Genomic DNA, 24,019 nt, shown 5'->3' on the forward strand with positions numbered 1-24,019 from the left:
GTCGGTCAGCCGAGCAGCGGGAACCAGCCCGCCGATTCGCCCAACTCCAACCGGTCTCGATCGGTGAGCGGGACGCGCCCGGTGGCCTTCAACAGGAAGTCCTGGTCGTCCCAGCCGGCGGGGCGCACCGTGTCGTCGCTGAGCAGGCCCTCCATGGTGGTCACCGCGACACGCGCGGCCAGCGGGCCGGGCGGCGGCGCGTCGGGAAGCTCCGGGGTCAGGTCCAGGTGGTGGACGACAGCCTCGGTGGTCAGGGTGGCGAGGAAGTCGGGTACGCGCAGCACGTGCCCCTGCGTGGTCACGTACCCCTCGGGGTTGGCTGACCCGGCGGCGCGGACCGCGGCCGGGGCGGTGTCCCGCCAGAGCCGAACGATCCCGGTCGGACGGTCGAACGCGGCGGCGGATCGGCGGACCCACCAGGCGTGTCTGTTGCCCTCGTCGTCGCCGGACGGGAAGTCGCGCCAGTAGCTGACGTCGTCGACGTCGGCCGGCCCGTCGACGGGGCTGGCCAGTGCGACAAGTGCGCGCTGGGCGTCGCCGAGCACGTGCAGGAGCAGGTCCGCGACCAGCCAGCCTCGGCAGCGGGTGGCTCGTTGCAGGCCGGCGTCGTCCAGGTCGCCGACCACCGCGGTGATTCCGGCGTACGCCTGGGCCAGCGCCTCAACCGGTCGGGTCGTGGTCATGCGATGCAGCCTGGCACGGACCGCCCCGCCCGCCAACCGTCTGCCGGGTAGGCGCTGCGCCCGGGTCGACGCGTGATCGACCCGGGCTGCTTGTCAGTCCCGGCTCAGCCGAACATGTCGTCGAGGAAGCCCTTGCGCTTCTTCTGCCGGTAGTGCCCGTGGTAGCCGTGGTGCTGTTGCTGCTGGTGGCCGTAGGCCGGCTGCGGCGGGTAGCCGTGGGCGGGCGGGGGCGGCGGCGGGACGGCACCGTATCCGGGCGGGGGCGGCGGGGGCGGATAGCCGGCCGGCTGGTGGGTGGGTTGGGGCGGCGCACCACCGGTTTGTTGGCGGCTCCAGTTGGCCTCCGCCTCGAACAGCTTCTCCAACTCGCCGCGGTCCAGGAAGATGCCGCGGCATTCACCGCACTGGTCGATCACGACGTTGCTGCGCTCGTACTGGCGCATTTCTCCGTGACACTTGGGACAGGTGAGACTATTCATCTCCCGACGGTACCTGGTCGACCTAAGCGGTTGCTGTGAGCGCTTCGGTGACCTCGTCGTCGGACACCTCGTGGAAGTCGTCGTAGTAGACGCTCACCGCGCCGAAGTCAGGTGGGCGTTGGGCGCAGATGACCTGGTCCGCCTCGGCGGCGAGCAGTTCGTACGCCTCCTGTGCGCCGACCGGGACGGCGACCACGACCCGGTGTGCCCCGAGTTGGCGGACGACCTCCACGGCGACGCGGGCTGTCGCACCGGTGGCCAGGCCGTCGTCGACGATCAGCGCGGTCCGCCCGGTGAGGTCCACCTGTGCGCGACCACCTCGGTAGAGCCGCTCCCGCCGGGCCAGTTCGGCCTGCTCCCGTTGGCTGACCTCGGCGATGTCGTCGCTGCTGAGTCGGCTGGCCAACACGTCGTTGAGCACCTGGACCCCGCCCGGCCCGAGCGCGCCGAAGGCGACCTCCCGAGCCCACGGCATGCCGAGCTTGCGGACGACAAGCACGTCGAGTGGTGCGCCGAGTCGTTCGGCGACGACCCGGGCGACCGGCACGCCGCCGCGGACCAGGCCGAGGACGACCACGTCCGGGTCGCCGACGAGTGCGGTGAGCCGCTCGGAGAGCACCCGGCCGGCGTCGGCCCGGTCGCGGTACGTCGTCATGCCTTCAGGTCTACGCCCTGGCGGGGCGGTCCGCCCGGCAGTTACACCGATGTGGTCCGAGCGGGCAGGTCGGGACGCGTGGTGGTCGGCGTGTCGACCGGGCGGTGCAGGGCGGGTGCCCAGGTGAGCAGGGCCACGGGGTAGAGCAGGTACCCGAAGCGGGTCGAGGGCATCAGGGCGATGGCGGCGAGGAGCCCGTACCCACAGATCAGTGCCGTGGTGACGGCGGTGCGGGGCGGGCGGCGGGCGAGCCGGACGGCGATGGCCACGCCGGCGGCCACCAGCAGCGCGGCGGCGACCAGCCGGCCGGCGGGTAGTGCGGTGGCGATCAGGTGGCCGGGGAACGGGGACTGCGCGGGGCTGGTGACCAGGCCGTGGCCGAGAGGGAAGCGCAGCACGTTTTCGGTGAGGGCGTCGCGGTCGACGAGGATCGCGGGGATTCCGGCGGCGACGGGCAGGCCGATGGCGCCGGCGGCGACCCGGGTGCCGGCGCGCCGGGTCAGACCCCAGACGATCAGGACCAGGGCGACCGGCCAGGCGAAGAGCTTCAGCGCGCCGGCGAGCCCGACCGCGAGGCCGGCCCGGCCGGGTCGGTCGGCGGCGGCGAGTGCGAGGGCCAGCAGGCACAGCGCGAGTACGGGCAGGTCGTCGCCGCCGGTGGCGAGGGTGAGGGCACAGATGGGCAGTACGGTGGCGGCCTGCACGCCGCGCAGCAGTGCGGCGTCCCGTCGGGGGGTCGCCGGGGCGGGGACGGCGATGGCCGGGTTTTTGCGCAGGGCGGTCACGGCCAGGGTGAGCGCCAGCGCGGTGCCCACCGCGAACCAGACCCGGGAGTCTGTCCACCAGGTGTCGACCAGTGCCCTGGGCAGGCCGAAGATCGCCATGCCAGGTTGGTATGGCGTGTAGCCGAGCAGTTGCTCGCCGGGTGGCAGGGCAGCGATCGCGTCGGGGCCGAGGTATGGGGTGCCGTGCTCCAGGAGGCGGGTGCCGGCGTGCTCCACGACCAGGACTTCTTCCTGTGCCCGGTCGGTGCGTCCGTTGGCCCGCTCGATGCTCTGCCAGAGCAGGGGAAGCAGTGCGGTGCTCGCCCAGGTGAGACCGGTGATCGTCCAGCGGGCTCCGAGACCGACCAGCCGTGCGGTCGGGTGGTGCCGGCGGAGCAGGAGTTGGGTGAGCACCGCCAGCGTCGCCACCAGGTAGCCGACGGCGGCGACCGCGCCCCAGGCCCGGTGCGGGAGCAGGGTCGACGTGACCGCGGTGATCGCGGCGAAGATGGTCGAGACGGCGTAGAGGCTGAGGTCGACGGCGAGCCCGCCGGCGGCGGTGTCGAGCGCCCGCCAGTGCCAGCGGCGGTGGCGGGCGGTCGGGACGTCGGCGATCACGGGCGCCAGTCTGGCAGACCGGGCGGCACCTGCACCGGACCGTGTGGCGCGGTCGGCCGGTGCTCGGTCAGGCGGGCAGGTGCGGGAGGCGGGCGCGGCCGGCCTGGCGGCGGGTCTGGCTCAACCGGATCACCGCGCCGGCGTCGTGCAGTGGCGCGACGAGGGCGCCGGGACGTCCGCCGAAGCCGCGCTGCATCGCCGCGAGCAGGGTGCCGGCGGGCACCGGACGCGAGAACAGGTGGCCCTGGCCGGCGACGCAGCCCAACCCCCAGAGGGCCCGCCGTTGCGGCTCGCTCTCCACCCCCTCGGCCACCACCACCAGGTCGAGACTGCGACCCAGGTCGAGCGTGGAGCGGATGACCGCGGCGGCCTCCGCTGAGCTTTCCATAGTCGTCACGAAACTTCGGTCGATCTTCAGCTCGTGCACCGGGATGCGGGAGAGGAGGGAGAGCGAGGAGTAGCCGGTGCCGAAGTCGTCCAACGCCAACCGGACTCCCTCGTCGCGCAGCCGGCTGAGCACACGGTCGACCACGTCGAGTTGGCTGAGCGTGAGCGTCTCGGTCAGTTCCAGCACCAGCCGGTCCGCTGGGAGGTCGTGGGCGCGCAGACGGGCCAGCACGGAGCTGGGGAACCGCGCGTCGAGCAGGCTGCGGGGGGACACGTTGACCGCGACGGGTACGTCGAAGCCGGCGTCCCGCCAGGTGGCGGCCGCGATCAGTGCCTGGTCGAGGATCGCCTCGGCGAAGGCTGGCAGCAGACCGGACCGTTCCACCGCCTCCAGGAAGCGCAGCGGGTCGATCATGCCGTGGGTGGGGTGACGCCAGCGGGCCAACGCCTCCGCGCTGGTGACCTCGCCGGTGCCCAGGTCGACGATCGGTTGGAAGTTGACGACGAACTCGTGGTCGGCGACCGCCCGGGGCAGGTCGCCGCCGAGGGTGAGACGGCCCAGGTCAGCGGTGTCGCGGGTCGCGGCGTACGTGGAGATCTTCTGCCCGGCACGTTTCGCCTGGTACATCGCCACGTCGGCGCGGCGCAACAGCTCGGCCATGCCACCGCTGGACGGGGCGACGGAGATGCCGCCGCTGGCTTCGACGCTGATCCGCATGCCGTCCAGCTCGAACGGCTCGTGCAGGGCGGCGAGCAGCGTCTCGGCCCGGTGCGCGGCCACCGCCGGGGCCGGCAGCCCGCGCAGGAGTACGGCGAACTCGTCGCCGCCGAGGCGGGACACCAGGTCGCTGGCCCGCGCCGCGCCCCGTAACCGGTCGGCGACCTGCACCAGCACCTGATCGCCGGCGGCGTGACCGAGCGTGTCGTTTACTTCTTTGAAGTGGTTGAGGTCGATCAGCACCAGCGCGGTCACCCCGTCGGCGTGGCGGGTGCTCAACTGCTCGGTGCCCTCGTCGAGGAGGTGTCGGCGGTTGGCCAGGCCGGTCAGCGCGTCGTGCGAGGCCGCGTACGCGTGCTCGTCGGCGACCCGGGCCAGCTCGGCGTACGCCTGGGCGTTGCGCACAGCGGTGCAGAGCGCGGAGGCGAAGGTGCGCAGGGTGTACCGCTCCCGTTCGGAGAGCTGCACCGGGCCGCGGAAGCGCAGTCGGAGCACGCCGACGTCGACGGTGCGGTCGTGCCCTTCGAGCGGGGTGGGGACGACGGTGCCGTCCACGTCGGTGGGTGTGCCGATGGGGCCGTCGAAGGTGATGCCGCCGGTGCCGCCGCGCACGGCGCGGTCGCCGTCGCGCAGCTCGATCTCGACCTCGTCGGCGGAGAACAGCTCGGCGGCCTGGGTGACGGCGGTGGTGAGGACGTTGTCCAGGCCGACCACGTTGAGTGCGTCGGTGGTGCGGGCCAGCCGCTGCCACGCCTGCTGCTCGGTGCGGCCTCGGATCCGTGCGGAGTAGGCGAGGTGCAGGCTCAGGACCAGGGGCGGGACGGCGAGCAGCAGCCGGGGGTCCGCCCAGAGGATGAACAGCGTGCAGAGGGCGACGACGAAGCGTACGCCGAAACCGGCGAGCCGGAGGTCAAGGTTGTTGAGGAACTGACGGGAAATCCGGGTGCCGGTCGCCAGCGCGATCACCGGGATGGCCAGCAGGTCGTCCAGGAGTGCGGCGACCAGGTAGATGGCTCCCAACAGGACGATGAGGTCCATCATCCCCACGGGCGGCCATTGCCAGTGGACCGCCAGCACGGCGGCGCTCGCTCCACCGGCGACGAGGATGTTCTTGCTGACGCCGAAGGCGGTCTTGATGGAGGGAAGCTTCATGATCGCTGACGCGATGCCGACGCCCGCCCCGGTTGCCAGCAACACCCAGGCAGGCGGAGCCGCCGCGAGGCCGATCACGATCGCCGCCTCGATCCAGGTGATTGCGTGCGTGGTCGAGCGGATGCGGATCGGTGCCTTGATGATCGTGCCGAGGGCCGTTATGCACGTCAGCGCGACGATCGTCGCCCCATCGCCCACCGAGACGGGCGGGTGGGCCAGTAGATCGGCGATGGCGATGAGCGTCGGACCAATGGCCAGTACGACGATGAAGCCGACGAGCAACAAAAGTCGCCGGTCTGCGCTCGTGGTGCCTTCGGATGAAACCCGGCTCATGAGGCTCCTGTCGTTGCCGACAGTTACATGTTGACGACAGGAGCCTACCGCTGTGTATCTCTGGAGTGTCAGTGCCAGTCGCTGCCGCGCATTGCACGCTCCCTCCACTCTCGTACCCCGGGACTTGGTTCTGTGTCTCGGGCGGTATTTCGTGGCGAGAGCCTAAGGCGAAGTCGATGCGGTTAGCAGCAATAAATGTCGGTATGCGCAATATAAGCCAAGATAGAGGGTTTTGTAACGTTGTGTCCATGACTCCTGTGCGGAGCGCGGTCGCACTGATCAGTCTGCAGGTCGCACGTTGCGGGTCATCGCCGGAAGCCGCGCTCGGGTCCGCGTTCCGGCCACCTTCATTCCCCAGTCTGAACGAGCAAACTCATCGACCTCATCCGGAGTTCGGCTCAGCGTAGGTCCTGCGGGATGAATTTTGCGCTACCTGCCGGAATGTCGCCGGTCCCGGGTTCGACGCTAACGGCTTCGACGTCGAATCTGTCGCCGCCAGCCTTTCTCCCGAGTGATCACTTGGACACTCAGAGATCCTGGATCGGAGGGCCGTTGGAGATCAACGTGTTGGGTGGGCTCAACGTGCGGCTTGCCGGTGTCAAGTTGCACCCCGGGACGCCGAAGCAACAGACCCCACATTCGGCCGTGCCCAACGCGCGTGGCTGTGCCGCCAAATTCCGACGTGTGTTCGAATCGGCGGAATCGGGCACGGCTCTTCTGAATCGGCAGCGGAATGGCTACCGTCTGCGACTCGACCCGGACCGAAGCGACCCCATAGATTTCGGAAACGCAGAACATCGCCCCGCAGGGTTCTCCGAGATCAGCCGAAGAGTGACTCAGGCAGGCGGTGGACCAGTGGAAAGGGATGGTTCATGCACTGTTCGCAGCGCCCTCGTCGATCCCGTCGCAGTCCGCGACCGCAGGAGTGTACGCATCAGCTACTTGATTGACGTCGGGCGTTACGTCCGTTGCCCGTAAGCTTCGTGGCGTGATCGGCTGAATACCCCGCTGGAGCAGGGGGACGGGTGGAGATTCAACTTCTGGGCGGCCCTTCGGTGCACCTACTGGGTCGCACGCTGCACTTGGGGACACCTAAACAGCAGGCTGTCTTCGCGATGCTGGCCGTCCGACCCGGGCAAGTGGTGACCGTCAACGACCTCATCGACGAACTGTGGCCAGACGGCCCACCACGCTCCGCAGTGGCGAACGTACGAACCTACGCCGCCAATCTGCGCCGAACCTTTGAGTCCTTCCCAGTCGGTCGCGGTGCCATCGAACGCCAACGCAACGGCTATCGACTCGTTGTGGAGCCGGAACGGGTCGACGTTTTCTGCTTCGAACGGGAACGGAACGCGGGTCGGGAAGCGCTGATGGCTGGTCGCCTGGACCCTGCGCGCGAGTTGCTGGAGCGCGCCTTGGCTCGGTGGCGGGGTCCGATGCTCGCCAGCGTCCCCCTCGGGCCCGTCCTCAGCTCCCGAGCCGTCGCTGCCGAGGAGAAACGGCTGTTGACCGTAGAGCTTCTCGCCGACGCCCAACTGAGATCAGGGCGAAACGATTCGGTGATACCGCTGCTGCGGGAGGTCATTGTTCGTCATCCCCTCCGGGAGCCGGCGTACGTCCTCATCATGCGAGCGTTGTGCGAGCGTGGAGATCACGCAGGAGCTCTTGTTGTATACGACGCGGTCCGGACAACGTTCGCCAAGGAGTTGGGCGTCGAACCGGGACCAGAAATCCAGGGCTTCTACCTGAAGATCATCACCGAGGCTCCGGTGGGTGCTTCGGTGGTCAGCGTTTCACCCCGTGCGATCCCGGGGCGTTGGCTCGCCGCAGACGCGCCCGCCCTATCCGGCGAGCGGCAACGGCGAGCGCCTGTCGATCACCTCCCTCGAGGGGTGACCGACTTCGTGGGGCGGGAGGAGGTGGTGTCGCGGTTGCTGACAGAGACCCGCCGAGTCGAGGAACGAGTCTCGGCGGTGCATGCGATCGACGGCATGGCAGGCAGCGGAAAGACTGCCCTGGCTGTGCATCTGGCTCGCCGCCTGTCGGACCGATACCCGGACGCAAGCTTGTTTATCGACCTGCATGGCGAGGGCGAGACGACTCGAATCGAACCGGCGGCGGCACTCGTCACACTGCTCCGGCAGTTGGGAGTTCCGCCGGAGCGGATGCCTGTCGAGTTCGACGGAAAGGCGGAGCTGTGGCGCCGCGAACTCGAAAGCCGGAGATCGGTAGTCGTGCTCGACAACGCGGCGGGCAGTGACCAGGTCCTCCCCCTCCTGCCCGCGTCGCCGGGCGCGGTCGTCCTGGTGACTTCTCGTCGACGATTGGCTGACCTGGATGTCGGGCCACCGGAGTCGTTGCCCCTGATGACTCTCGAGGAAGGGCTGAAACTGCTCGCGCAGACTGCCGGCGTCGAGCGGATCGCCGAGGAGCCGGAGGCGGCCGCGGAGGTCGTGCGTCGCTGCGGACACCTCCCGTTGGCGATCCGGCTCGCTGGGTCACGTCTCGCTCATCGACCCACGCGCAGGGTCGCGGATCTGGCGGCTCTCCTGGCGGCCGACTCTCCAGCGCTGAACCAGCTCAAGGTCGGTGATCGGACCCTGGCGCGGGCTTTCGAAACGTCGTACGGGCCCTTGCCTGCCCCCGCCAGACGGGCCTTCCGGATGTTGAGTCTTCATCGCGGTGAGCACAGCGTGGAGATGGTCGCGGCCCTGCTCGACCTTCCGCCCGATGTCGCCGCCCGGCTGCTCGATGATCTGGTGGACCTGCACCTGGTCGACGAGGTTGAGGGTGGCCGATACCGACTCCATGACCTGCTGCGGCAGTACTCGCGAGCACAGTGCCTGGTTTCTGAGACGTCCGAAGCCGTCACATCGGCTGTGGCGCGTTTGCTGGACTTCGCTCTGCACGCCACTCTGCGGGCCGCCTCGGAGCTGCACCAGTCCGTCGACGTCTCCAGGGAGATCGGTGCTGGTCCGCCACCGCGTCCCGACCTGATCGGCCCGGAGAGGGTGTTCGGGGTTGACTGGCTTGAGCGGGAGCGCACGAATCTCGGCATGTTGGTGGGCCTCGGTGCCGATCATGGACTCCACGACCAGGTGTGGAAGCTCGCCCGGGCCCTATGGCGCTTTCTACACGTGCGGGGACATTTCGACGATATTCTTGCCATCCATCGGGCCGGTCTCGCCTCGGCGCTGGCGCTCCAGCATCAATCCGCCATCGTGTCGATGCACAACTATCTTGCATCCGCTCTGGTGAAGACAGGCTCTCACCGTCTTGCGTCGACTCATCTCGACGCGGCCATAGCGCTGTGCGGTGAGTCTGGCGAATGGCGGCAGTTGGCCCGACTCCGTTCGAATCTGAGCGTCGTCCACCTGCTCAGCGGGAACCTTGAGCTGGCTGTGGCCCTGGGATCGCAGAGCCTGGCCGGTCGCCTCTACGACAACCGCGTGCCGTTGGCCCTGCCGAATCTGGGTATCGCGTTGGCATTGCTGGGCCGATGGGACGAAGCGCTCAAAATTCACCGACAGCACCTGTTTCAGGCGCGGCTCAATCAGGATTACTACCACTTGGCGAACGCTCTGAGCCATCTCGCGGCGGTGCGCGTTCGCCTCGGGCAGCACAGGGAGAGCGTGGCGTTGCTTAGATCCTCGCTGTCGTTGTTCCGTCGAACCGGCCACCGGTACGGCGAGGCCGAGGCCCGCAACGTCCTGGGAGTCGCGTATCGGGGGCTCAACGAGCTGACCACCGCCCGACGGCACCACCTGGCCGCCTTGGAGTTGGCCGTTGAGTCGGGCGAGCGGCACGCGCAGTGTATGGCCCTCAATGATCTTGGCTGGACTCTGTTGGCGAGCGGGGACGGGCCGGCATCCCTTGAAGCTCACCGCCAGGGCCTACAGCTTGCTGAACGCGTCTCGAACCCGTACGAGCAGGGGCGTGCCCTGGCCGGGCTCGCCGAGCACTTTGCCCGCGTCGACCCGGTCGAGGCCAGGCGGCACTTGGGGCGGGCGTTGGCGATCTTCCGCCGGATGGGCGTACCGGAACGCTTCGACGTCGAGCGCAGCCTTGCCGAGTTGAGTGACGGAGCCGCAGACGCGGAATGCTGACCAGCCTGAACGGCGCTTATCGATTTCTTATCGGCAGGCCCGGTAGCTTTTCCGCCGTATCGACGAACGGGGGAGGTTCTGCCCCTGGGCAGAACCGGGTCGTCGAGACGTCCCCGTCGCCAGGTCCCCCCCAGCGACCTCGGCGGCGGGGCGGGGAGGAAGGAGCGGCGTCCGACCGGTGCGCCGGCAGCACCCCGGCGCTGCGGTCAGCGTGATGCCGCTCCTTCCGACCGCCGTCGTACCGCACCGATAGGCTCACCGCCGTGACCGACCCCGCACAGCTCAGCCACGTCGACCGTGCTGGCGCGGCCCGCATGGTCGACGTCTCCGCCAAGGCGGTGACGGGCCGGCTGGCCGTCGCGGCCGGTCGTCTGCGGACCACGCCCGAGGTCATCGACCTGCTGCATCGTGACGGGTTACCCAAGGGGGACGCGTTGGCTGTCGGTCGGCTGGCCGGGATCATGGGGGCGAAGCGCACCCCCGATCTGATCCCGCTGTGCCACCCGATCGCCCTGCACGGCGTCACGGTCGACCTGCAACTGACCGCCGACACCGTGGAGATCACGGCCACCGCCCGCACGGCGGACCGGACGGGCGTGGAGATGGAGGCGCTGACCGCGGTTGCCGTCGCCGGTCTCGCACTTGTCGACATGGTCAAGGCGGTCGATCCGGCGGCCTCGGTGGAGGCGGTCCGGGTGTTGCGCAAGGAGGGCGGCAAGACCGGCGAGTGGGTCCGGCCGGAGGACCGGCCGTGATCCGGGCCCGGGTGATCGTCGCGTCCAACCGGGCCGCGGCCGGTGTCTACGCCGACACCAGCGGGCCGCTGCTCGTCGCCGGCCTGCGCGAGCTGGGGTGCCAGGTCGACGAGCCGGTCGTGGTGCCCGATGGTGAGCCGGTCGGCGCCGCCGTGCGGGCCGCCCACGCCGACGGTGTCGACGTGGTGCTGACCAGCGGTGGCACCGGAGTGACCCCGACGGATCGGACACCGGACGTCACCCGGGATCTGCTGGATTACGAGATCCCCGGCATCGCCGAGGCGATCCGCGCGCACAGCCGCGACCGGGTGCCCACCTCGGTGCTGTCCCGTGGCCTGGCCGGCGTCACCGGCCGGATGCTTGTGGTCAACCTGCCCGGCTCGACAGGTGGCGCCCGGGACGGGTTGGCGGTGCTCGGGCCGATCCTCGGGCACACCGTCGACCAGCTTCGCGGTGGGGACCACTGAAGTCCGCGACGGGAACCGCCGACTTCAGTCCACGCCAGGCCCCGACGGGTGTCGGCCCGTGCCGATAGGCTCGGTCGGTGAGCACGGAAACCGCACCCACCGCGGATCGGGTCGCCGCCCCTCCACCAGCCGGGTGGGAGGAGGCGCGGTCGCGGGTCTACGCGGTCGGTCTGGCCGCCGCGCTGCCCGCCGTCGCCCGACCACTTGCCGACATCGACGGGTCGACCCTGGCCGAGCCGTTGACCACACGCACCGACCTGCCCGCCTTCCCCACCTCCAGCGTGGACGGGTGGGCGGTGTGCGGCGCCGGCCCGTGGCGCATCGTCGGCCGGGTGTTGGCCGGCAGCACCCCAACGCCGCTCACCGTTGACGGCACGACCGTGGAGATCGCGACCGGGGCCATGGTGCCCGAGGGCGCCACCGCTGTGCTGCGGGTGGAGGAGTCCACGATCGTCGACGGACTGGTGCGCGGCACCCCCCGGGAGACGCCGGAGTGGCGCGAGCCCGGCGAGGAGGCGTACGCAGATGAGGAGCTGTTGCCGGCCGGCACGCCTGTCGACCCGGCGGTGATCGGCCTGGCCGCCTCCTGTGGGCACGACACGCTGCGGGTCCGGCGGGCGCCGCGCGCCGCGCTGCTGGTCTTCGGCGACGAGTTGCTGACCGCCGGCCCGCCCGCCGCCGGTCGGGTCCGCGACGCGCTGGGTCCTGCCGTGCCGGCGTGGCTGCGGCGCTACGGCTGCCAGGTCCGCCCATCGGACGTGGTCGGCCCGGTGGCCGACACACTGCCCGCCCACGTGGCGGCCCTGCGGGCGGCACTTGCCACCGCCGACCTGGTCTGCACCACAGGTGGCACGATGAACGGCCCGGTCGACCACCTGCATCCGACCCTGGAAGCGCTCGGCGCCGACTACGTGGTCAACACGGTGGCGGTTCGCCCGGGTTTCCCGATGCTGCTGGCCCGGCTGGCCGGCCAGGACGGGCGGGTCCGGTTCGTGGCAGGGCTGCCGGGCAACCCGCAGTCCGCGATCGTCGCGCTCGTGTCGCTTGTCGCGCCGCTGCTCGCCGGCCTACAGGGTCGCTCGATGCCGGTGCTGCCGCACGCCACGTTGGCCGAGGCGGTGCCCGGTCGCGGTGACCACACCCACCTCGCCCTGGTCCGCCTGGACCGGGCCGCCGGGACCGCGTCCCCGGTGCGACACGTCGGCTCGGCGATGCTGCGCGGCCTGGCCGGCGCGGACGGGTTCGCCGTCATCCGGCCCGGCACCAGGGGTGCGCCGGGCGACCGGGTGCCGATCGTGCCGTTGCCGCTGCTGCCCGGGGAGCGTTCGTCATGACCGCACCGACCATCACCTTCGGTGAGATCACCGACCAGCCGCTCGACCTCGCCACGCACGAGGCGGCCGTCGCCGACCGCCGGGCCGGCGCCGTGGTCTCCTTCCAGGGCGTGGTCCGCGACCACGATCACGGCCGGCAGGTCACCAGCCTGGAATACGAAGGACACCCGAGTGCCGCGCAGGTGCTGCGCGAGGTGGCCGCCGAGATCGCCGCGGAGCCCGACGTCTACGCGGTGGCGGTCTCCCACCGGGTCGGCCCCCTGGCGATCGGTGACGTGGCGCTCGTCGCCGCGGTGAGCACCGCGCACCGAGCGGCAGCCTTCGCGGCCTGCGCCCGGCTCGTCGACGAGGCCAAGGCGCGCCTGCCGATCTGGAAGCGGCAGGTCTTCACCGATGGCACCGAGGAATGGGTCAACTGCCCCTGACCGCTCAGCGGCGGCCGTTGAGCGCCACTGTCCGGGCGAGTCGGTCACCGTAGAACGCTGGTTCGGCACCCGGACGCCAGGGCAGTGCGGCGACAAGCACGATGAGCGCCAGCGCGAGCGAGTTTTCCATGAGCGCCCCGAAGAGACCGTCCTGGTAGTGCGACATCTCCGGTAGCTGGTGCTCGTACGGCCAGATCGGGGAGATCAGGAAGAGCAGGTAGAGCCCGATCGCCGCACCGCCGTGCCGGAGCCCGGTCAGCGTTGGATACCAGATCGGCGGGCGGAGCCCGTTGACCCCGGGCACCCCGCCGAACACGGTCCCCTGGCCGGCGCGCGGTGGCATCGTCCGGCTCGCCTCCCGGCGGCGTACGGCGGCGTCGGCAAGCACGATGATCGCCGGGATCACCCAGACCAGGTGGTGCGTCCAGGAGATCGGGCTGATCACGTTGGCGGTCAGGCCGACGAGTGTGAACGCGGTCAACTCGTCACCGTCGGCGCGGGAGCTGGCCGCCCGGGACAGGCCCAGCGCCAGGATCAACACCGAGAATGCGAGCCAGAGCAGCCCGGGGGTCTCGATCGAGTCGTACAGGCGGGCGAGCAGGCCGGCGAGTGACTGGTTCGGCGTCATGTCCGCCGCGCCGACGCGCTCGGTCTGCCAGAGCACGCTGCCGAAGTACGTCCGCGACTCGTCACCGACGATCCCGAAGGTTGCCACCGTCACGCCGATCGCGGTGCCGATCGCGGTGGCCGCCACCCGCCACTGACGGGTGATCAGCAGGTAGGCGATGAAGAGCGCCGGGGTGAGCTTGACCGCGGTGGCCAGGCCGATGCCGGCGCCGGCCCAGGCCCCGCCGTAGAGGAAGCGCAGCAGGGGGCCGTCCGTCGCGGCGTAGTGGGTGCCCCGGCGGGAGCGCCAGCGCAGGCCGATCAGGTCAGCCATGATCAATGCGAACAGCAGGATGTTGACCTGGCCGTAGCCGAGCGTCTCCCGACCTGGCTCGATGGCGACCGCGAGCGGCACCGCCACGGCCACGGTGAACCACAGTGGCCACCCCAGCCGGTCCACGATGGGGCGGAGCAGCCCGGCCAGCACCAGCGCCAACGCGGCAATGCTGGCGACGGCGTTGACCATGCCGGCGGCGTCGATCGGAAGCTGCGCCATCGGCAGCATGACCAGCCCACCGAACGGCGGGTAGGTGAAACCGAGGGTGGTTCCGGGCGCGATGAACTCGTAGAGCTCGTGACCGCTCGCCCACCACACCACGGCACCGTGGTAGATCTTCATGTCGAAGAAGTTGTACGGCCGCCCGAAAGTGCCGATGGCGAGCCATGCGGCGTAGGCGACGGCGACCACGATGGCGCCCCGTACGACGTTCTTGCGATCGATCCGACGCGTCACGCGGTCGATCCCGCGTGACACGCGTTGGATTGGGGCGAGGCGGTCCGCCCGACTACCGACAGCCGTCGGCATGGCGTGGCCACCCCCGTACCAAGGTCGTCCTACCCGTCCAGGTCCTGCACGGAGCCTAGAACGGCGCCTCACGTCAGTGCCTCCCGCGTTATGCGACCGTGTCCGATCCCACACATGTTTTTGACATTTCCACCGCGTTAACGCCTAGCGGGTGGTTCAGGTAATTCGCGGCCTTAGCGGGGGGTGGGGGTGACGCGGAGAGGCATCGACGCAGTTCAGCCGGGCAGTCGACGTGCGGTGGACGCGGATCGGACGGCGATCCGGGCTTCTCGTCGGGCGGTACGGACGGCGCGCTGCATGGAACGTCGAGAGTGGCCGATGCGATGACCCGTCCGCCAGCGCAGACCCGGCTTGCCGCCGGTGTCGGCAGCGGCCAACAGCAGACCGCCGAGGAGACCGAGGTTCTTCAGGGCGTGAATCTGGTTGTTGTTCTTGGCGATCGGATCGTCGTTGTTCCAGAAGGGATGCCCGGCGATGGTCACCGGCACCAGCGTGCCGGCGAGGACCAGCGCGGCGGGTCGACTGAACCGCCCGGTAGCCAGCATCAATCCGGCACTGACCTGCACCGCCGCGTTGAGTCGGATCAACGTCTCGGTCTCGGTGGGGAAGCTCGGGTGCGCCTTCTTCAACAGCGGCGCGACCCTGTCGGTGACCGGTGCGGCGGCCTGCGCCAGCCGCGCCGGGTTGCGGAGGTTGCGATACCCGCTGACCACGAAGATGCCGCTCAACATGGCGCGGGCGAGGGAACGTACGGGCGTCATGGATCAGTCATACCCCCTCGCGGCGTTTGCTACCCCGGCAACCGTCGGATCGGATCGGTGTTCATACACGCGTGCGCCACGCCGATTCGAGCGACAGTCACGGATGGACCGGCCCGGGCGGGTAGCGTCGCGCGGGTGACCACGCTGCGGCTACGCCCCGAGGACCCGGCCGACGCCGGTCCGCTGCGCCGCGTGCTGGCCACCGCCTTCGCCCGCCCCGACGTGGCGACGCCGCCCGAGGTGAGCCTTGTCGACGAGTTGCGCGGCACCGCCGCCTGGCTGCCGCGGCTGGCCATGGTCGCCGAGTACGGCGGCGAGGTGGTCGGGTACGCGCTGCTCACCCGGGTGCGGGTGCGGCCGGAGCGAGGCTCGGACGTGCCCGCCCTGGCGCTCGGTCCGGTGGCTGTCGCGCCGCACCGACAACGCGTCGGGCACGGCACGGCGGTCGTGCAGGCAGCACTCGACGCGTCTACCGAGCTGGGTGAGCGGCTGGTCGTGGTCCTCGGCGATCCGGCCTTCTATCGCCGGTTCGGCTTCAGCCCGGCGACGGAACTGGGCCTGACCAGCCCGTGGGCCGGTCTCGGTGAACCCTGGCAGGCGTTGGTGCTGCCGCCGTCGACAAGCGAGGAGGGCACCCCGCCACGCGGTGAGGTGCTCTTTCCGGCGCCCTGGTCGAAGGTCTGACCGCTTCGACACCATCGGCGGTCAGGCCGGCTGGGTGCGCAGATATCTGCCGAAGTGCGGCACCGTGAAGGCGACGGTGCCCCGCTCGCCGGAGTAGATCAGCCCCTTCTTGATCAGCGCGTCCCGTGCCGGGGAGAGGCTGGCGGGCTTGCGGCCGAGGGCTCGGGCGATCTCGGCGGTGGGCACCGCGGCGTCCATGTCGTCGCGGGTCACCGCCCCGGACTCGTCCTCGACCGCGGACATCATGGCCATCGCCCGCATGTACTCGCGTTCGGCGGGGGTGGCCCGCTCGAACCGGGAGCCGAAGAACCCGACTGCCAGCTCGGCCTCCGCCTCGGGTGCGGCGACGCGCACGTCCGCGGCGGTGATCGGCGAGCGCGGCGCGTGGTCCCAGGTCGCCTTGCCGTACGCCTGGACGAAGTAGGGATAACCGCCGGATTTCTCGTAGAGCAGGTCGAGTGCCTTCTGCTCGTACTCGACGTCCTCCCGCTCGGCAGGCGCGCAGAGCGCCTGGTCGGCGGCGATCCGGTCGAGCCGGTCGATGCGTTGGTAGCGGAAGAGCCGCTCGGAGTACGACTTGGCCGCGCTGAGCACCGCCGGCAGGTGCGGGAGGCCGGCGCCCACGACGATCAGCGGCGCGCCGAGTTGGGACAGCTCGTGGCAGGCCGCGCAGAGCGCCGACACGTCCTCCGGACCGAGGTCCTGCATCTCGTCGATGAAGATGGCGATGCCGGTGCCGACGTCACTGGCCACCGCCGCGGCGTCGGTGAGCAACTCGACCAGGTCGATCTCGATGTCGCCGGAGTCGGCCCGGCCGCTGGCGGCCGGCACGTCGATGCCGGGTTGCCACCTGTCGCGCAGCTTCGGGGCGGCACCGGCCCGGCCGGTCGGGGTGGACCGTTGGGCGAACGCCTTGAGGACGCCGAGGAACGCGTCGATCCGGTCGGGTGCGCGGTGTCGGGGCGCCAGCTCCCGGACCGCCATGTGCAGCGCGGCGGCGACCGGGCGGCGCAACGACTGATCCGGGCGTGCCTCGATCTTGCCGCTGCCCCAGAGATGGTTGATCGCCTGCGACCGGAGCGTGTTGAGCAGGACCGTCTTGCCGACGCCACGCAGCCCGGTGAGCATCAGGCTGCGTTCGGGTCGTCCCCGCGCGATGCGTTCGAGCACGATGTCGAAGACGTCCAGCTCCCGCCCCCGCCCGGCGAGCTCGGGCGGACGCTGGCCGGCGCCCGGCGCGTACGGGTTGCGGACCGGATCCACGCATCGCAGAGTATCGGGCCCTCTAGCTGCGAGGCTAGACATGGATAGATGGGGCTACCGGCGTGTCGGGGCCGTGGACAGGGTCAAGGGTCGTCGACACAAAACTAGGGCTGTCTAGCGTCCACGCTAGACAGCCCTAGTTTTGGCAATCGGAGCTACTGCTTCCGCAGGCAGAGCACGTAGTCGAACAGGTCCACGTCGTTGTCGTGGACGTAGGTCGCGCTTATCGGGGGTGGAAGCGCGTCACACCGGGCCGAGTCGGTGGTCGCCGGGATCCGCAGCAACACCCGGTAGGTGTTCGGGCCGCACGGCACCTTGCGCAGCTCCGCGGCGTCTTCGGTGCCCTCGTTCACCAGGCAGTCGCCTGTGGCGAACGCGGTGTCCCGCGTCGGCGCGGCCGAACTCGGCGCGCCGCTGGGCAGGATCGGCGGGACGACCGGGGCGCTCGTCGACGGCGTACGGACGTCGTTGCCGGCGTCGGCGACCCTCCAGACAGCCCAAGCGGCCAGGCCCAGGCACGGGCAGAGCAGGAGCACCACCACAAGCACGATGATGAGGGCGATCTTGCGGCCGGTCTTCTTCACCGGTGCGACGGGCGGCATCCCGTAGCCGCCAGGCGGCGGCTGCCCCCACGGCCCAGGCGGTGGACCCGGCACCGGTCCGGCCGGCGGAAACGGCCCGGGCGGCGGGTAACCGGGGCCGGAGGCCGGCGGGTATCCCGGGTCTGGGGCCGATGGGTAACCGGGGCCGGAGGCCGGCGGTTGACCCGGGTCCGGGGGCGGCGGATAACCGGGGCCCGAGGCCGGCGGTTGCGCCCACATCGGTGCGGTTGGCGGCTCGGGTTGGGTCGGCGGCTCCGGTTGGGTCGGCGGCGGTGCCCACATCGGCACGGTTGGCGGCTCCGCGTCGGGTGGCGGCGGGCCCCACTGCTGCCTGGTCGGATCCTCGCCGAGCGGGCGATGGTACGGGTCGTCCGGCTGATCGGAGCCCGCTGGTCCGTAGGTCGTCATGTCATCCCAAGGGTGGGTGGTCTCAGCGTTGCTTCAGGCAGAGGACGAAGTCGAGAGTGTCCAGCTCACTGTCGAAGAAGTACCAGTTGGTGTAACCCGGGACCTTGTCGCACTTCGTCTCGGCGTCACGCTCCCCGCTGGTCGCGCCGTCGATCCGGCGCAACACCTCGTACGACTTCGCGGCGCATTCGCTGATCAGCAGCTTGGGCTTGCCGTCCGCCGCGGCGTCATTGCGGACGCACTGACCAACCTTGGCGAACCGGGGATCGGCCGACGACTCCGGGGCCGGGTCGCTCGGTGGCGGCTCGGCCTCGTCGGCGTCCGCACTGGGCTCCACGGCGGCGGTCGAGGCGGTGGGTGCGGCCGCCGGGGCTGGGTCGTCCTGCCCGCGAAGGAACCAGAACACACCGCCGACAGCCGCCAGCAGCAGCACCACGGCCAGCACCGCGATCAGCGGCCCCCGACCGCGCCGGCCCGGTGCCGGTGTGGGGTCCGGGCCGTACGGGTTCTCGTCGGGCCGGTACGGCTGCTGGTCGTAGCCCGTGCTCGCCCCGGCCGGCTGGTACGCGCCGCCGTACGGCGCTGCGGGCGCACCGCCGTAGGGCGTTCCCGCACCGCCCCCGTAGGGCGCGTTCGGTGGGCCGCCGTACGGGCCGGGTCGTTCCTGGGGCGCCTGCGGGTACGGCGGCCCCGGCGGCGGGTACGACTGGTTCGACGGCGGGTACGACTGGCCGAGCTGCTGGTACGGCTGGCCCGGTGGCGGGTACGGCTGGCCGGGCGGCGGATAGGGCCCGGGTGCCGGCGGGTAGGGCTGCTGCACCGGTCGGCCGGGCGTCTCGTCGGGTCGCTGCCCGCGCCACGGTCCCGGGTCGCCGCCTCCGGGTGGTCCGTAGTTGGTCATGCCGCCCTCCTGCCCGAAGTGGTGAGTCCGGCCACCGGTACGCGACGCCGACTCCGACGTCACCGTAGCGTGGTCCACTGATGAGCTCACCTCCACCGAGCGCGGCAGCCGTCGTCGGCCGCCCCGCAAGCGTCGCGCCGACCCTGATCTGGACCGCGTTGATCGTGGTCTACCTGCTCTGGGGCTCCACCTACCTGGCCATTCGGATCGCCGTGGAGACGCTGCCGGCGCTGCTGTCGGCCGCACTGCGGTTCGCCGTCGCCGGCCTGGTCCTGGCGGTGGTGCTGCGGCTGCGCCGAGGCCCCGGCGCACTGCGGGTGGATCTGCGGCAACTCGGCTCGGCGGCGCTGGTCGGGGTGCTCCTGCTCGCCGGCGGCAACGGCCTGGTGGTGCTCGCCGAATCCGGGCCCCCCGGGGAGGCGGTGCCGTCCGGGATCGCCGCGCTGCTGGTGGCGACCGTGCCACTGCTCGTGGTGTTGTTGCGCACCGGCACGGGGGACCGGCCGCCCGTCTGGACGTTCGCCGGGGTCACCCTGGGCTTCGTCGGCCTGATCCTGCTGGTGCTGCCCGCCGGCAGCGCGGACGCGGTTCCGCTGCTCGGGGCATTGGTCGTGGTCGTGGGGGCCGTCGCCTGGTCGGTCGGGTCGTTCCTGTCCGGCCGGATCCGGATGCCCGCCGACCCGTTCGTGGCCACTGTGTACGAGATGATGGCCGGCGCGCTGGTGCTGGCCGTCGTCGCCGCCGGTCGGGGCGAGCTGGGCGACTTTCACCCGACGGAGGTCAGCACCCGATCGTGGCTGGCGCTGGGCTACCTCATGGTGGCCGGCTCGCTTGTGGCCTTCACCGCGTACGTCTGGCTGCTGCACAACGCGCCCATCTCGCTGGTGTCGACGTACGCCTACGTCAACCCGGCGGTCGCGGTCGCGCTCGGCGCGCTGCTGGTGGCCGAGCCGATCACCACACAGGTGCTGCTCGGCGGTGCGGTGATCGTCGCCGGAGTCGCTCTGGTGGTGAGCACCGAACGACCCCGCCGCAACGGCACGACAGCACGATCGGGGGCCGCGCCGGCGCGCGACCGGAGGTAACGTCCGGCCCATGTCGGCCGTCGCGCTGGTGCCGGTCGCGCTGCTCGGCGCGCTTGTCGGTCTCGTCGTACCGCTGGTGTCGCGGCGCTTCGCCACGGCGGACGCCCGGCCATGGGCGTTTTCGGGGCCGCAGCCGGTCCGACGGCCCTGGGTCGATCCGATGGTGGCGGCCAGCGTCTTTGTCGGCCTTGCCGTCGCTGTTGGCGCCGACCCGGCGCTGCCCGTTCTCCTCGCGGTCGCGGCGGTAGGTCTGGTGCTGGCGCGGGTCGACCTGGCCTGCCTGAGGCTGCCCGACCCGCTGGTCCTCGTCGCCGGGTTGCTGGCCCTCGGAGGGCTGGCCGCGGCGGCGCTGCTGTCCGGCACTCCTGGCCGGCTGCTCGGCGCGCTGGCCGGCGCGGCTGTCGCCGGTGTGGCGCACGTGCTGCTGGCCCTGCTGCCGGGCTCCCGGCTGGGGTTCGGGGACGTGAAGCTCGCGGCCGTTCTCGGCCTGCCGCTCGGATGGATGGGCCGGGACGCGCTGATCGTCGGGCTGGTCCTGCCACATCTGCTGCACGGTGGTCTGGTGCTCGGCCTGCTCGCCACCGGGCGGGTACGCCGCGACACCCTGCTGCCACTCGGCCCAGCCCTGCTCGTCGGTGCCTGGCTAGCCCTACTGCAAGCCTGACGCGCGCACCCACTCCTCGTCGATCTTGCACCTTCCGCGCCGACACAAGGTGCATCCCACGCATGACGACGACCGAAAACGCACGACCGTGCGGCGAATGGGTGGGGCCGATCAGATCAGGCGGAGTTGGCGGTCCTTGGGGCGGCGGGGCTCGGCTTCGCCGAAGCGTTCGAAGAGGCCCGGGTCGATGCTGCCGAGGAACGGCGAGGGGGCGCAGTCGCGTTCCGCGCCGTGCCGGGTGCGGCGGGCGGCGTGACTGACGTACAGCCGGTCCTGGGCCCGCGTCAGGCCCACGAAGAAGAGGCGGCGCTCCTCGGCGACCGCGTCCTCGTCGGGCGTCGCGCCCGGCCAGCGCAGCGGCAGCAACCCGTCCTCCACACCAACCAGGAAGACCACCGGGAACTCCAGGCCCTTCGCCGCGTGCAGGGTGAGCAGCGTGACCGCCTCCGCACGGGGGTCGAGCGCGTCCACCTCCGCGCCGGTGGCCAGCTGCGACAGGAACGCCTCCAGGTCGTCGCCGCAGCGCCGGGCCAGCGGAGTGAGCAGGTCCACGGCGGAGCGGACGGCCTCGGGGCGTACCGTGCCGGTGCCATCCAGGGTGGGCACCGCGAACCGCTCGGCGACCACCTGGCCGGCCAACCGCACCCGGGCGGCCAGCGAGCCGGCCAACCCGTCGGCGTGCCGCAACTCGCGGGCGATGGCCGCCACCCCGGGCCGGTCCCGCAGCCGGTCGTGTGAGCGCTTCTGCACCGGGATGTTGGCGCGGGCCAGAGCGTCGACGATCGGCGCGGCCTGTGCGTCGGTGCGGTACAGCACGGCGATGTCGGAGAACGACAGCGAGGTGGACCGGCCGTCGATCCGACCCGAGTCCAGCGACCGGTGGGACAGCCCGCCCACCAGCTCGTCGACCGTTCGCACCACGAAGTCGGCCTCCTCGGCCACCGACGCCGCCGGGTAGCGCCCCACCAGCGGGGCCTCCGGGTCGAGTCGGGCCGGATCCAGCCGCCGGCCACGGACCAGCGAGGACGGCGCGATGGCCTGCACGGCGGCGGCCAGGATCGGCGCCGACGAGCGGTAGTTGCGGTTGAGCCGGACCAACCGGGCGTCGGTGAAGTCCTCGGAGAAACGCAGGAAGTAGCCGACGTCGGCGCCCCGGAACGAATAGATCGCCTGGTCCGGGTCGCCGATCGCACAGAGGTTGCCGTCCGCCGGGCTGAGCAGCCGCAGCAGCTCGTACTGCACCTCGTCGACGTCCTGGTACTCGTCGACGAAGATCCACCGCCAGCGGTCCCGGTATCCCTCGACCAGCTTCCGGTCGGCGCGCAGCAGCTCCACCGGTAGGGTGACCAGCTCGTCCAGGTCGACCAGGTCCTGCTTGCGCAGCAGCGACACGTAGGCGGCATCGTCGTCGCCGGCCGCGGCCCGGGCCGCCGCCCGTTCGGTGTCGTCGGCGATGCGGAAGTCGGCCGGCAGGCCCGCCGCGTCGGCGTTCTCCCGCAGGATGGTCAGGCCCAGCGCGTGGAACGTACCCACTGTGACGTCCTCGGCGACCGGGCCGAGCAGGCCGTCGAGGCGGTGTCGCAGCTCCTCGGCGGCCCGGCGGGTGAACGTGATCGCGAGGCAGTGCTCGGGGAAGACGTTCAGCTCCGCGCAGAGGTACGCGATCCGGTGCGTGAGCGTCCTGGTCTTGCCGGTGCCCGGCCCGGCCACGATCAGCAGCGGTCCGCCCGGAGCGGAGGCAGCCACCCGCTGCATCGCGTCCAGCCGGTCCAGCAGGCCGGTGCCGACCTCCTCCATGCCGGAGAGCATCGGCTCGAACGGCTCGTGCGGGGACGGCGGCGACGCGATCGGCGGCGCGGGAGCCGGGATCGGCTTCCGCTTCGGCTCCGCCTTCGCCGCCGGACGCTTGGCCGTCGACCGGGCCGCCGGCTCCGCGGGTCGGCGCTGCGCCGGCACCGGTACGTCGAACAGGGTCTCCTGCGCGCCCAGCTCCGCCGGGTCGAAGAGCGTGATCACCCCGTACTCGCCGTCGTAGCCCGGCACCCGGCGCACGTCGCCTCGTCGCAGTCGCCCGATGCCCTCGGCGAGCAGCTCGCCGCCGGCCTGCGCGATGTCGGTGAGCGGCGTCGTGGTCAGGATTTCCAGCTCCGGGCCGAGCGCGGCGAGCAGCTCGTTGAGTCGCCCCTCGACCTTCTTCGACCTCGCGCCCACCTTGTTGATCTCACCGAGGATCTCGGCCAGCGGGACCAGGTGGGTGACGTCGCGAGCCTGTGCCGGCCGGTGTCCCGCCGGCCGGTCGGCCAGCTCCTCGATCCGGCTGAGGACACCCACGGTGAGGGGCTTGCCGCACTCCGGGCAGCGCCCGCCGGCCGCCCGGGTGCGCTCCGGGGACCAGTTGACCCCGCAGAGCCGGTGCCCGTCCGCGTGGTACTTGCCCTCCTCCGGGAAGAACTCGATGGTGCCGGCCAGACCGTCACCGGTCCGCAGCGCCTCCCGGACGGCGAAGTAGTCCCGCTCGGCGGTCAGCACCGTCGCCTCCCGGCCCAGGGCGGGCGGCGAGTGCGCGTCCGAGTTGGAGACCAACTGGTAGCCGTCCAGGCTGCCGACCCGCCAGTTCATCGCAGGGTCGGAGGAGAGGCCGGTCTCCACGGCGAAGATGTGCTCGGCCAGATCGGCGTAACAGTCCGCGATCGCGTCGAAGCCGGACTTCGAGCCCAGCGCGGAGAACCACGGTGTCCAGATGTGCGCCGGCACCAGGTAGCCGTCCGGGCTGGCCTCCAGGGTGATCTCCAGCAGGTCGCGGGAGTCCAGTCCGAGGATCGGCCGGCCGTCCGAGCCGAGGTTGCCGATCCGGCCGAGGGCGGTGTTGAACCGGGCCACCGCGTCCAGATCCGGCAGGTAGATCAGGTGATGCACCTTGCGGGTCCGGTCGTCCCGCTTGTAGATCGTGGAGATCTCCACGCTCAACATGAACCGGACCGGGTCCGCCTCCGCCGCCCCGGCGAGCCGGGGCGGCAGCCGCCGGGCGATGTCCCGCTCCGCCTCGGCGTCGAGTCGGTACAGCCCCGGCTCCGCCGGGCGCAGGGTCTCCCGCAGGTGGTCGTACCAGGCGGGATGGGTGAAGTCGCCGGTCCCGAGCAGGCCGATGCCCTTACGACGCGCCCACCAGCCGAGGTTCGGCAGGGTGAGGTCGCGGCTGCACGCGCGCGAGTATTTCGAGTGGATGTGCAGGTCCGCGACGAATGGCGAGAGGCCACCGGAGGGTACGGCACTGAACGGGGGCACGCCGCATCCTGTCACGCCC

General features: G+C 71.2%; 18 protein-coding genes and 1 pseudogene. 8 read left to right on the forward strand and 11 right to left on the reverse strand.

Annotation, left to right across the window (positions count from 1 at the left end; translation table 11 throughout):
* Positions 1-5: 5 nt before the first annotated feature.
* From ACLQ29_RS25930 to ACLQ29_RS25950, 5 genes are all read right to left on the reverse strand, one after another.
* Positions 6-683, reverse strand: coding sequence for a maleylpyruvate isomerase N-terminal domain-containing protein (locus ACLQ29_RS25930; protein ID WP_425774059.1), 678 nt, complete (start codon positions 681-683; stop codon positions 6-8).
* 104 nt (positions 684-787) lie between these two features.
* Positions 788-1,162: a zf-TFIIB domain-containing protein gene (locus ACLQ29_RS25935; protein ID WP_425774060.1), complete on the reverse strand. Its 375-nt coding sequence runs from the start codon at positions 1,160-1,162 to the stop codon at positions 788-790.
* A gap of 22 nt (positions 1,163-1,184) precedes the next feature.
* Positions 1,185-1,817, reverse strand: coding sequence for a phosphoribosyltransferase (locus ACLQ29_RS25940; protein WP_425774061.1), 633 nt, complete (start codon positions 1,815-1,817; stop codon positions 1,185-1,187).
* 41 nt (positions 1,818-1,858) lie between these two features.
* The gene (locus tag ACLQ29_RS25945; protein ID WP_425774062.1) at positions 1,859-3,199 is read right to left on the reverse strand and encodes a glycosyltransferase 87 family protein; all 1,341 of its coding nucleotides are present in this window, start codon (positions 3,197-3,199) and stop codon (positions 1,859-1,861) included.
* Between the two features lie 67 nt (positions 3,200-3,266).
* Positions 3,267-5,789 carry a putative bifunctional diguanylate cyclase/phosphodiesterase gene (locus tag ACLQ29_RS25950; protein ID WP_425774063.1) on the reverse strand — a complete coding sequence of 841 codons (2,523 nt, stop codon included), beginning with the start codon at positions 5,787-5,789 and terminating at the stop codon, positions 3,267-3,269.
* 1,025 nt (positions 5,790-6,814) lie between these two features.
* On the opposite strand from ACLQ29_RS25950, the gene ACLQ29_RS25955 reads away from it, so the two are divergent.
* From ACLQ29_RS25955 to ACLQ29_RS25975, 5 genes are all read left to right on the forward strand, one after another.
* Positions 6,815-9,895, forward strand: coding sequence for an AfsR/SARP family transcriptional regulator (locus ACLQ29_RS25955; protein WP_425774064.1), 3,081 nt, complete (start codon positions 6,815-6,817; stop codon positions 9,893-9,895).
* A 263-nt stretch (positions 9,896-10,158) separates the two neighbouring features.
* Positions 10,159-10,650 carry a cyclic pyranopterin monophosphate synthase MoaC gene (gene moaC, locus ACLQ29_RS25960; protein ID WP_425774065.1) on the forward strand — a complete coding sequence of 164 codons (492 nt, stop codon included), beginning with the start codon at positions 10,159-10,161 and terminating at the stop codon, positions 10,648-10,650.
* Complete coding sequence (locus ACLQ29_RS25965) at positions 10,647-11,117, forward strand: MogA/MoaB family molybdenum cofactor biosynthesis protein (protein ID WP_425774066.1); 471 nt, start codon at positions 10,647-10,649, stop codon at positions 11,115-11,117. The genes moaC and ACLQ29_RS25965 overlap by 4 nt, the downstream gene beginning before the upstream one ends.
* Before the next feature lie 77 nt (positions 11,118-11,194).
* The gene (locus ACLQ29_RS25970) at positions 11,195-12,451 is read left to right on the forward strand and encodes a molybdopterin molybdotransferase MoeA (RefSeq protein ID WP_425774067.1); all 1,257 of its coding nucleotides are present in this window, start codon (positions 11,195-11,197) and stop codon (positions 12,449-12,451) included.
* Positions 12,448-12,876 carry a molybdenum cofactor biosynthesis protein MoaE gene (locus ACLQ29_RS25975; RefSeq protein WP_357411229.1) on the forward strand — a complete coding sequence of 143 codons (429 nt, stop codon included), beginning with the start codon at positions 12,448-12,450 and terminating at the stop codon, positions 12,874-12,876. Before ACLQ29_RS25970 ends, ACLQ29_RS25975 begins: the two co-directional genes overlap by 4 nt.
* A 4-nt stretch (positions 12,877-12,880) precedes the next feature.
* Here the strand turns inward: ACLQ29_RS25975 and ACLQ29_RS25980 are convergent, their stop codons facing one another.
* Positions 12,881-14,347, reverse strand: a complete 1,467-nt coding sequence (locus ACLQ29_RS25980) for a glycosyltransferase 87 family protein (protein ID WP_393364962.1) — start codon at positions 14,345-14,347, stop codon at positions 12,881-12,883.
* Positions 14,348-14,562: 215 nt separating this feature from the next.
* Positions 14,563-15,108: a DoxX family protein gene (locus ACLQ29_RS25985; protein ID WP_393364959.1), complete on the reverse strand. Its 546-nt coding sequence runs from the start codon at positions 15,106-15,108 to the stop codon at positions 14,563-14,565.
* Positions 15,109-15,243: 135 nt separating this feature from the next.
* Here ACLQ29_RS25985 and ACLQ29_RS25990 point away from each other — a divergent pair, with 135 nt between their 5' ends.
* Entirely contained in the window at positions 15,244-15,792 is a 549-nt protein-coding gene (locus ACLQ29_RS25990; protein ID WP_425774068.1) for a GNAT family N-acetyltransferase, read from the forward strand.
* 21 nt (positions 15,793-15,813) lie between these two features.
* Here ACLQ29_RS25990 and ACLQ29_RS25995 read toward each other — a convergent pair whose 3' ends face one another.
* From ACLQ29_RS25995 to ACLQ29_RS26005, 3 genes and pseudogenes are all read right to left on the reverse strand, one after another.
* Positions 15,814-17,055, reverse strand: a complete 1,242-nt coding sequence (locus ACLQ29_RS25995; RefSeq protein WP_425774069.1) for an ATP-binding protein — start codon at positions 17,053-17,055, stop codon at positions 15,814-15,816.
* 155 nt (positions 17,056-17,210) lie between these two features.
* Positions 17,211-17,657, reverse strand: a complete 447-nt coding sequence (locus tag ACLQ29_RS26000; protein ID WP_425774070.1) for an LppU/SCO3897 family protein — start codon at positions 17,655-17,657, stop codon at positions 17,211-17,213.
* A 430-nt stretch (positions 17,658-18,087) separates the two neighbouring features.
* A pseudogene (locus ACLQ29_RS26005) lies at positions 18,088-18,582 on the reverse strand (LppU/SCO3897 family protein); the annotation flags it as partial.
* A gap of 464 nt (positions 18,583-19,046) precedes the next feature.
* On the opposite strand from ACLQ29_RS26005, the gene ACLQ29_RS26010 reads away from it, so the two are divergent.
* Positions 19,047-20,051: an EamA family transporter gene (locus ACLQ29_RS26010; RefSeq protein WP_425774071.1), complete on the forward strand. Its 1,005-nt coding sequence runs from the start codon at positions 19,047-19,049 to the stop codon at positions 20,049-20,051.
* 10 nt (positions 20,052-20,061) lie between these two features.
* Positions 20,062-20,715, forward strand: coding sequence for a prepilin peptidase (locus tag ACLQ29_RS26015; protein WP_425774072.1), 654 nt, complete (start codon positions 20,062-20,064; stop codon positions 20,713-20,715).
* 111 nt (positions 20,716-20,826) lie between these two features.
* Here the strand turns inward: ACLQ29_RS26015 and ACLQ29_RS26020 are convergent, their stop codons facing one another.
* Positions 20,827-24,000: a UvrD-helicase domain-containing protein gene (locus ACLQ29_RS26020; protein WP_425774073.1), complete on the reverse strand. Its 3,174-nt coding sequence runs from the start codon at positions 23,998-24,000 to the stop codon at positions 20,827-20,829.
* Positions 24,001-24,019 lie beyond the last annotated feature (19 nt).

This window comes from Micromonospora sp. DT228, assembly GCF_049841595.1.
In the GTDB taxonomy this organism is placed as follows: Bacteria; Actinomycetota; Actinomycetes; order Mycobacteriales; family Micromonosporaceae; genus Micromonospora.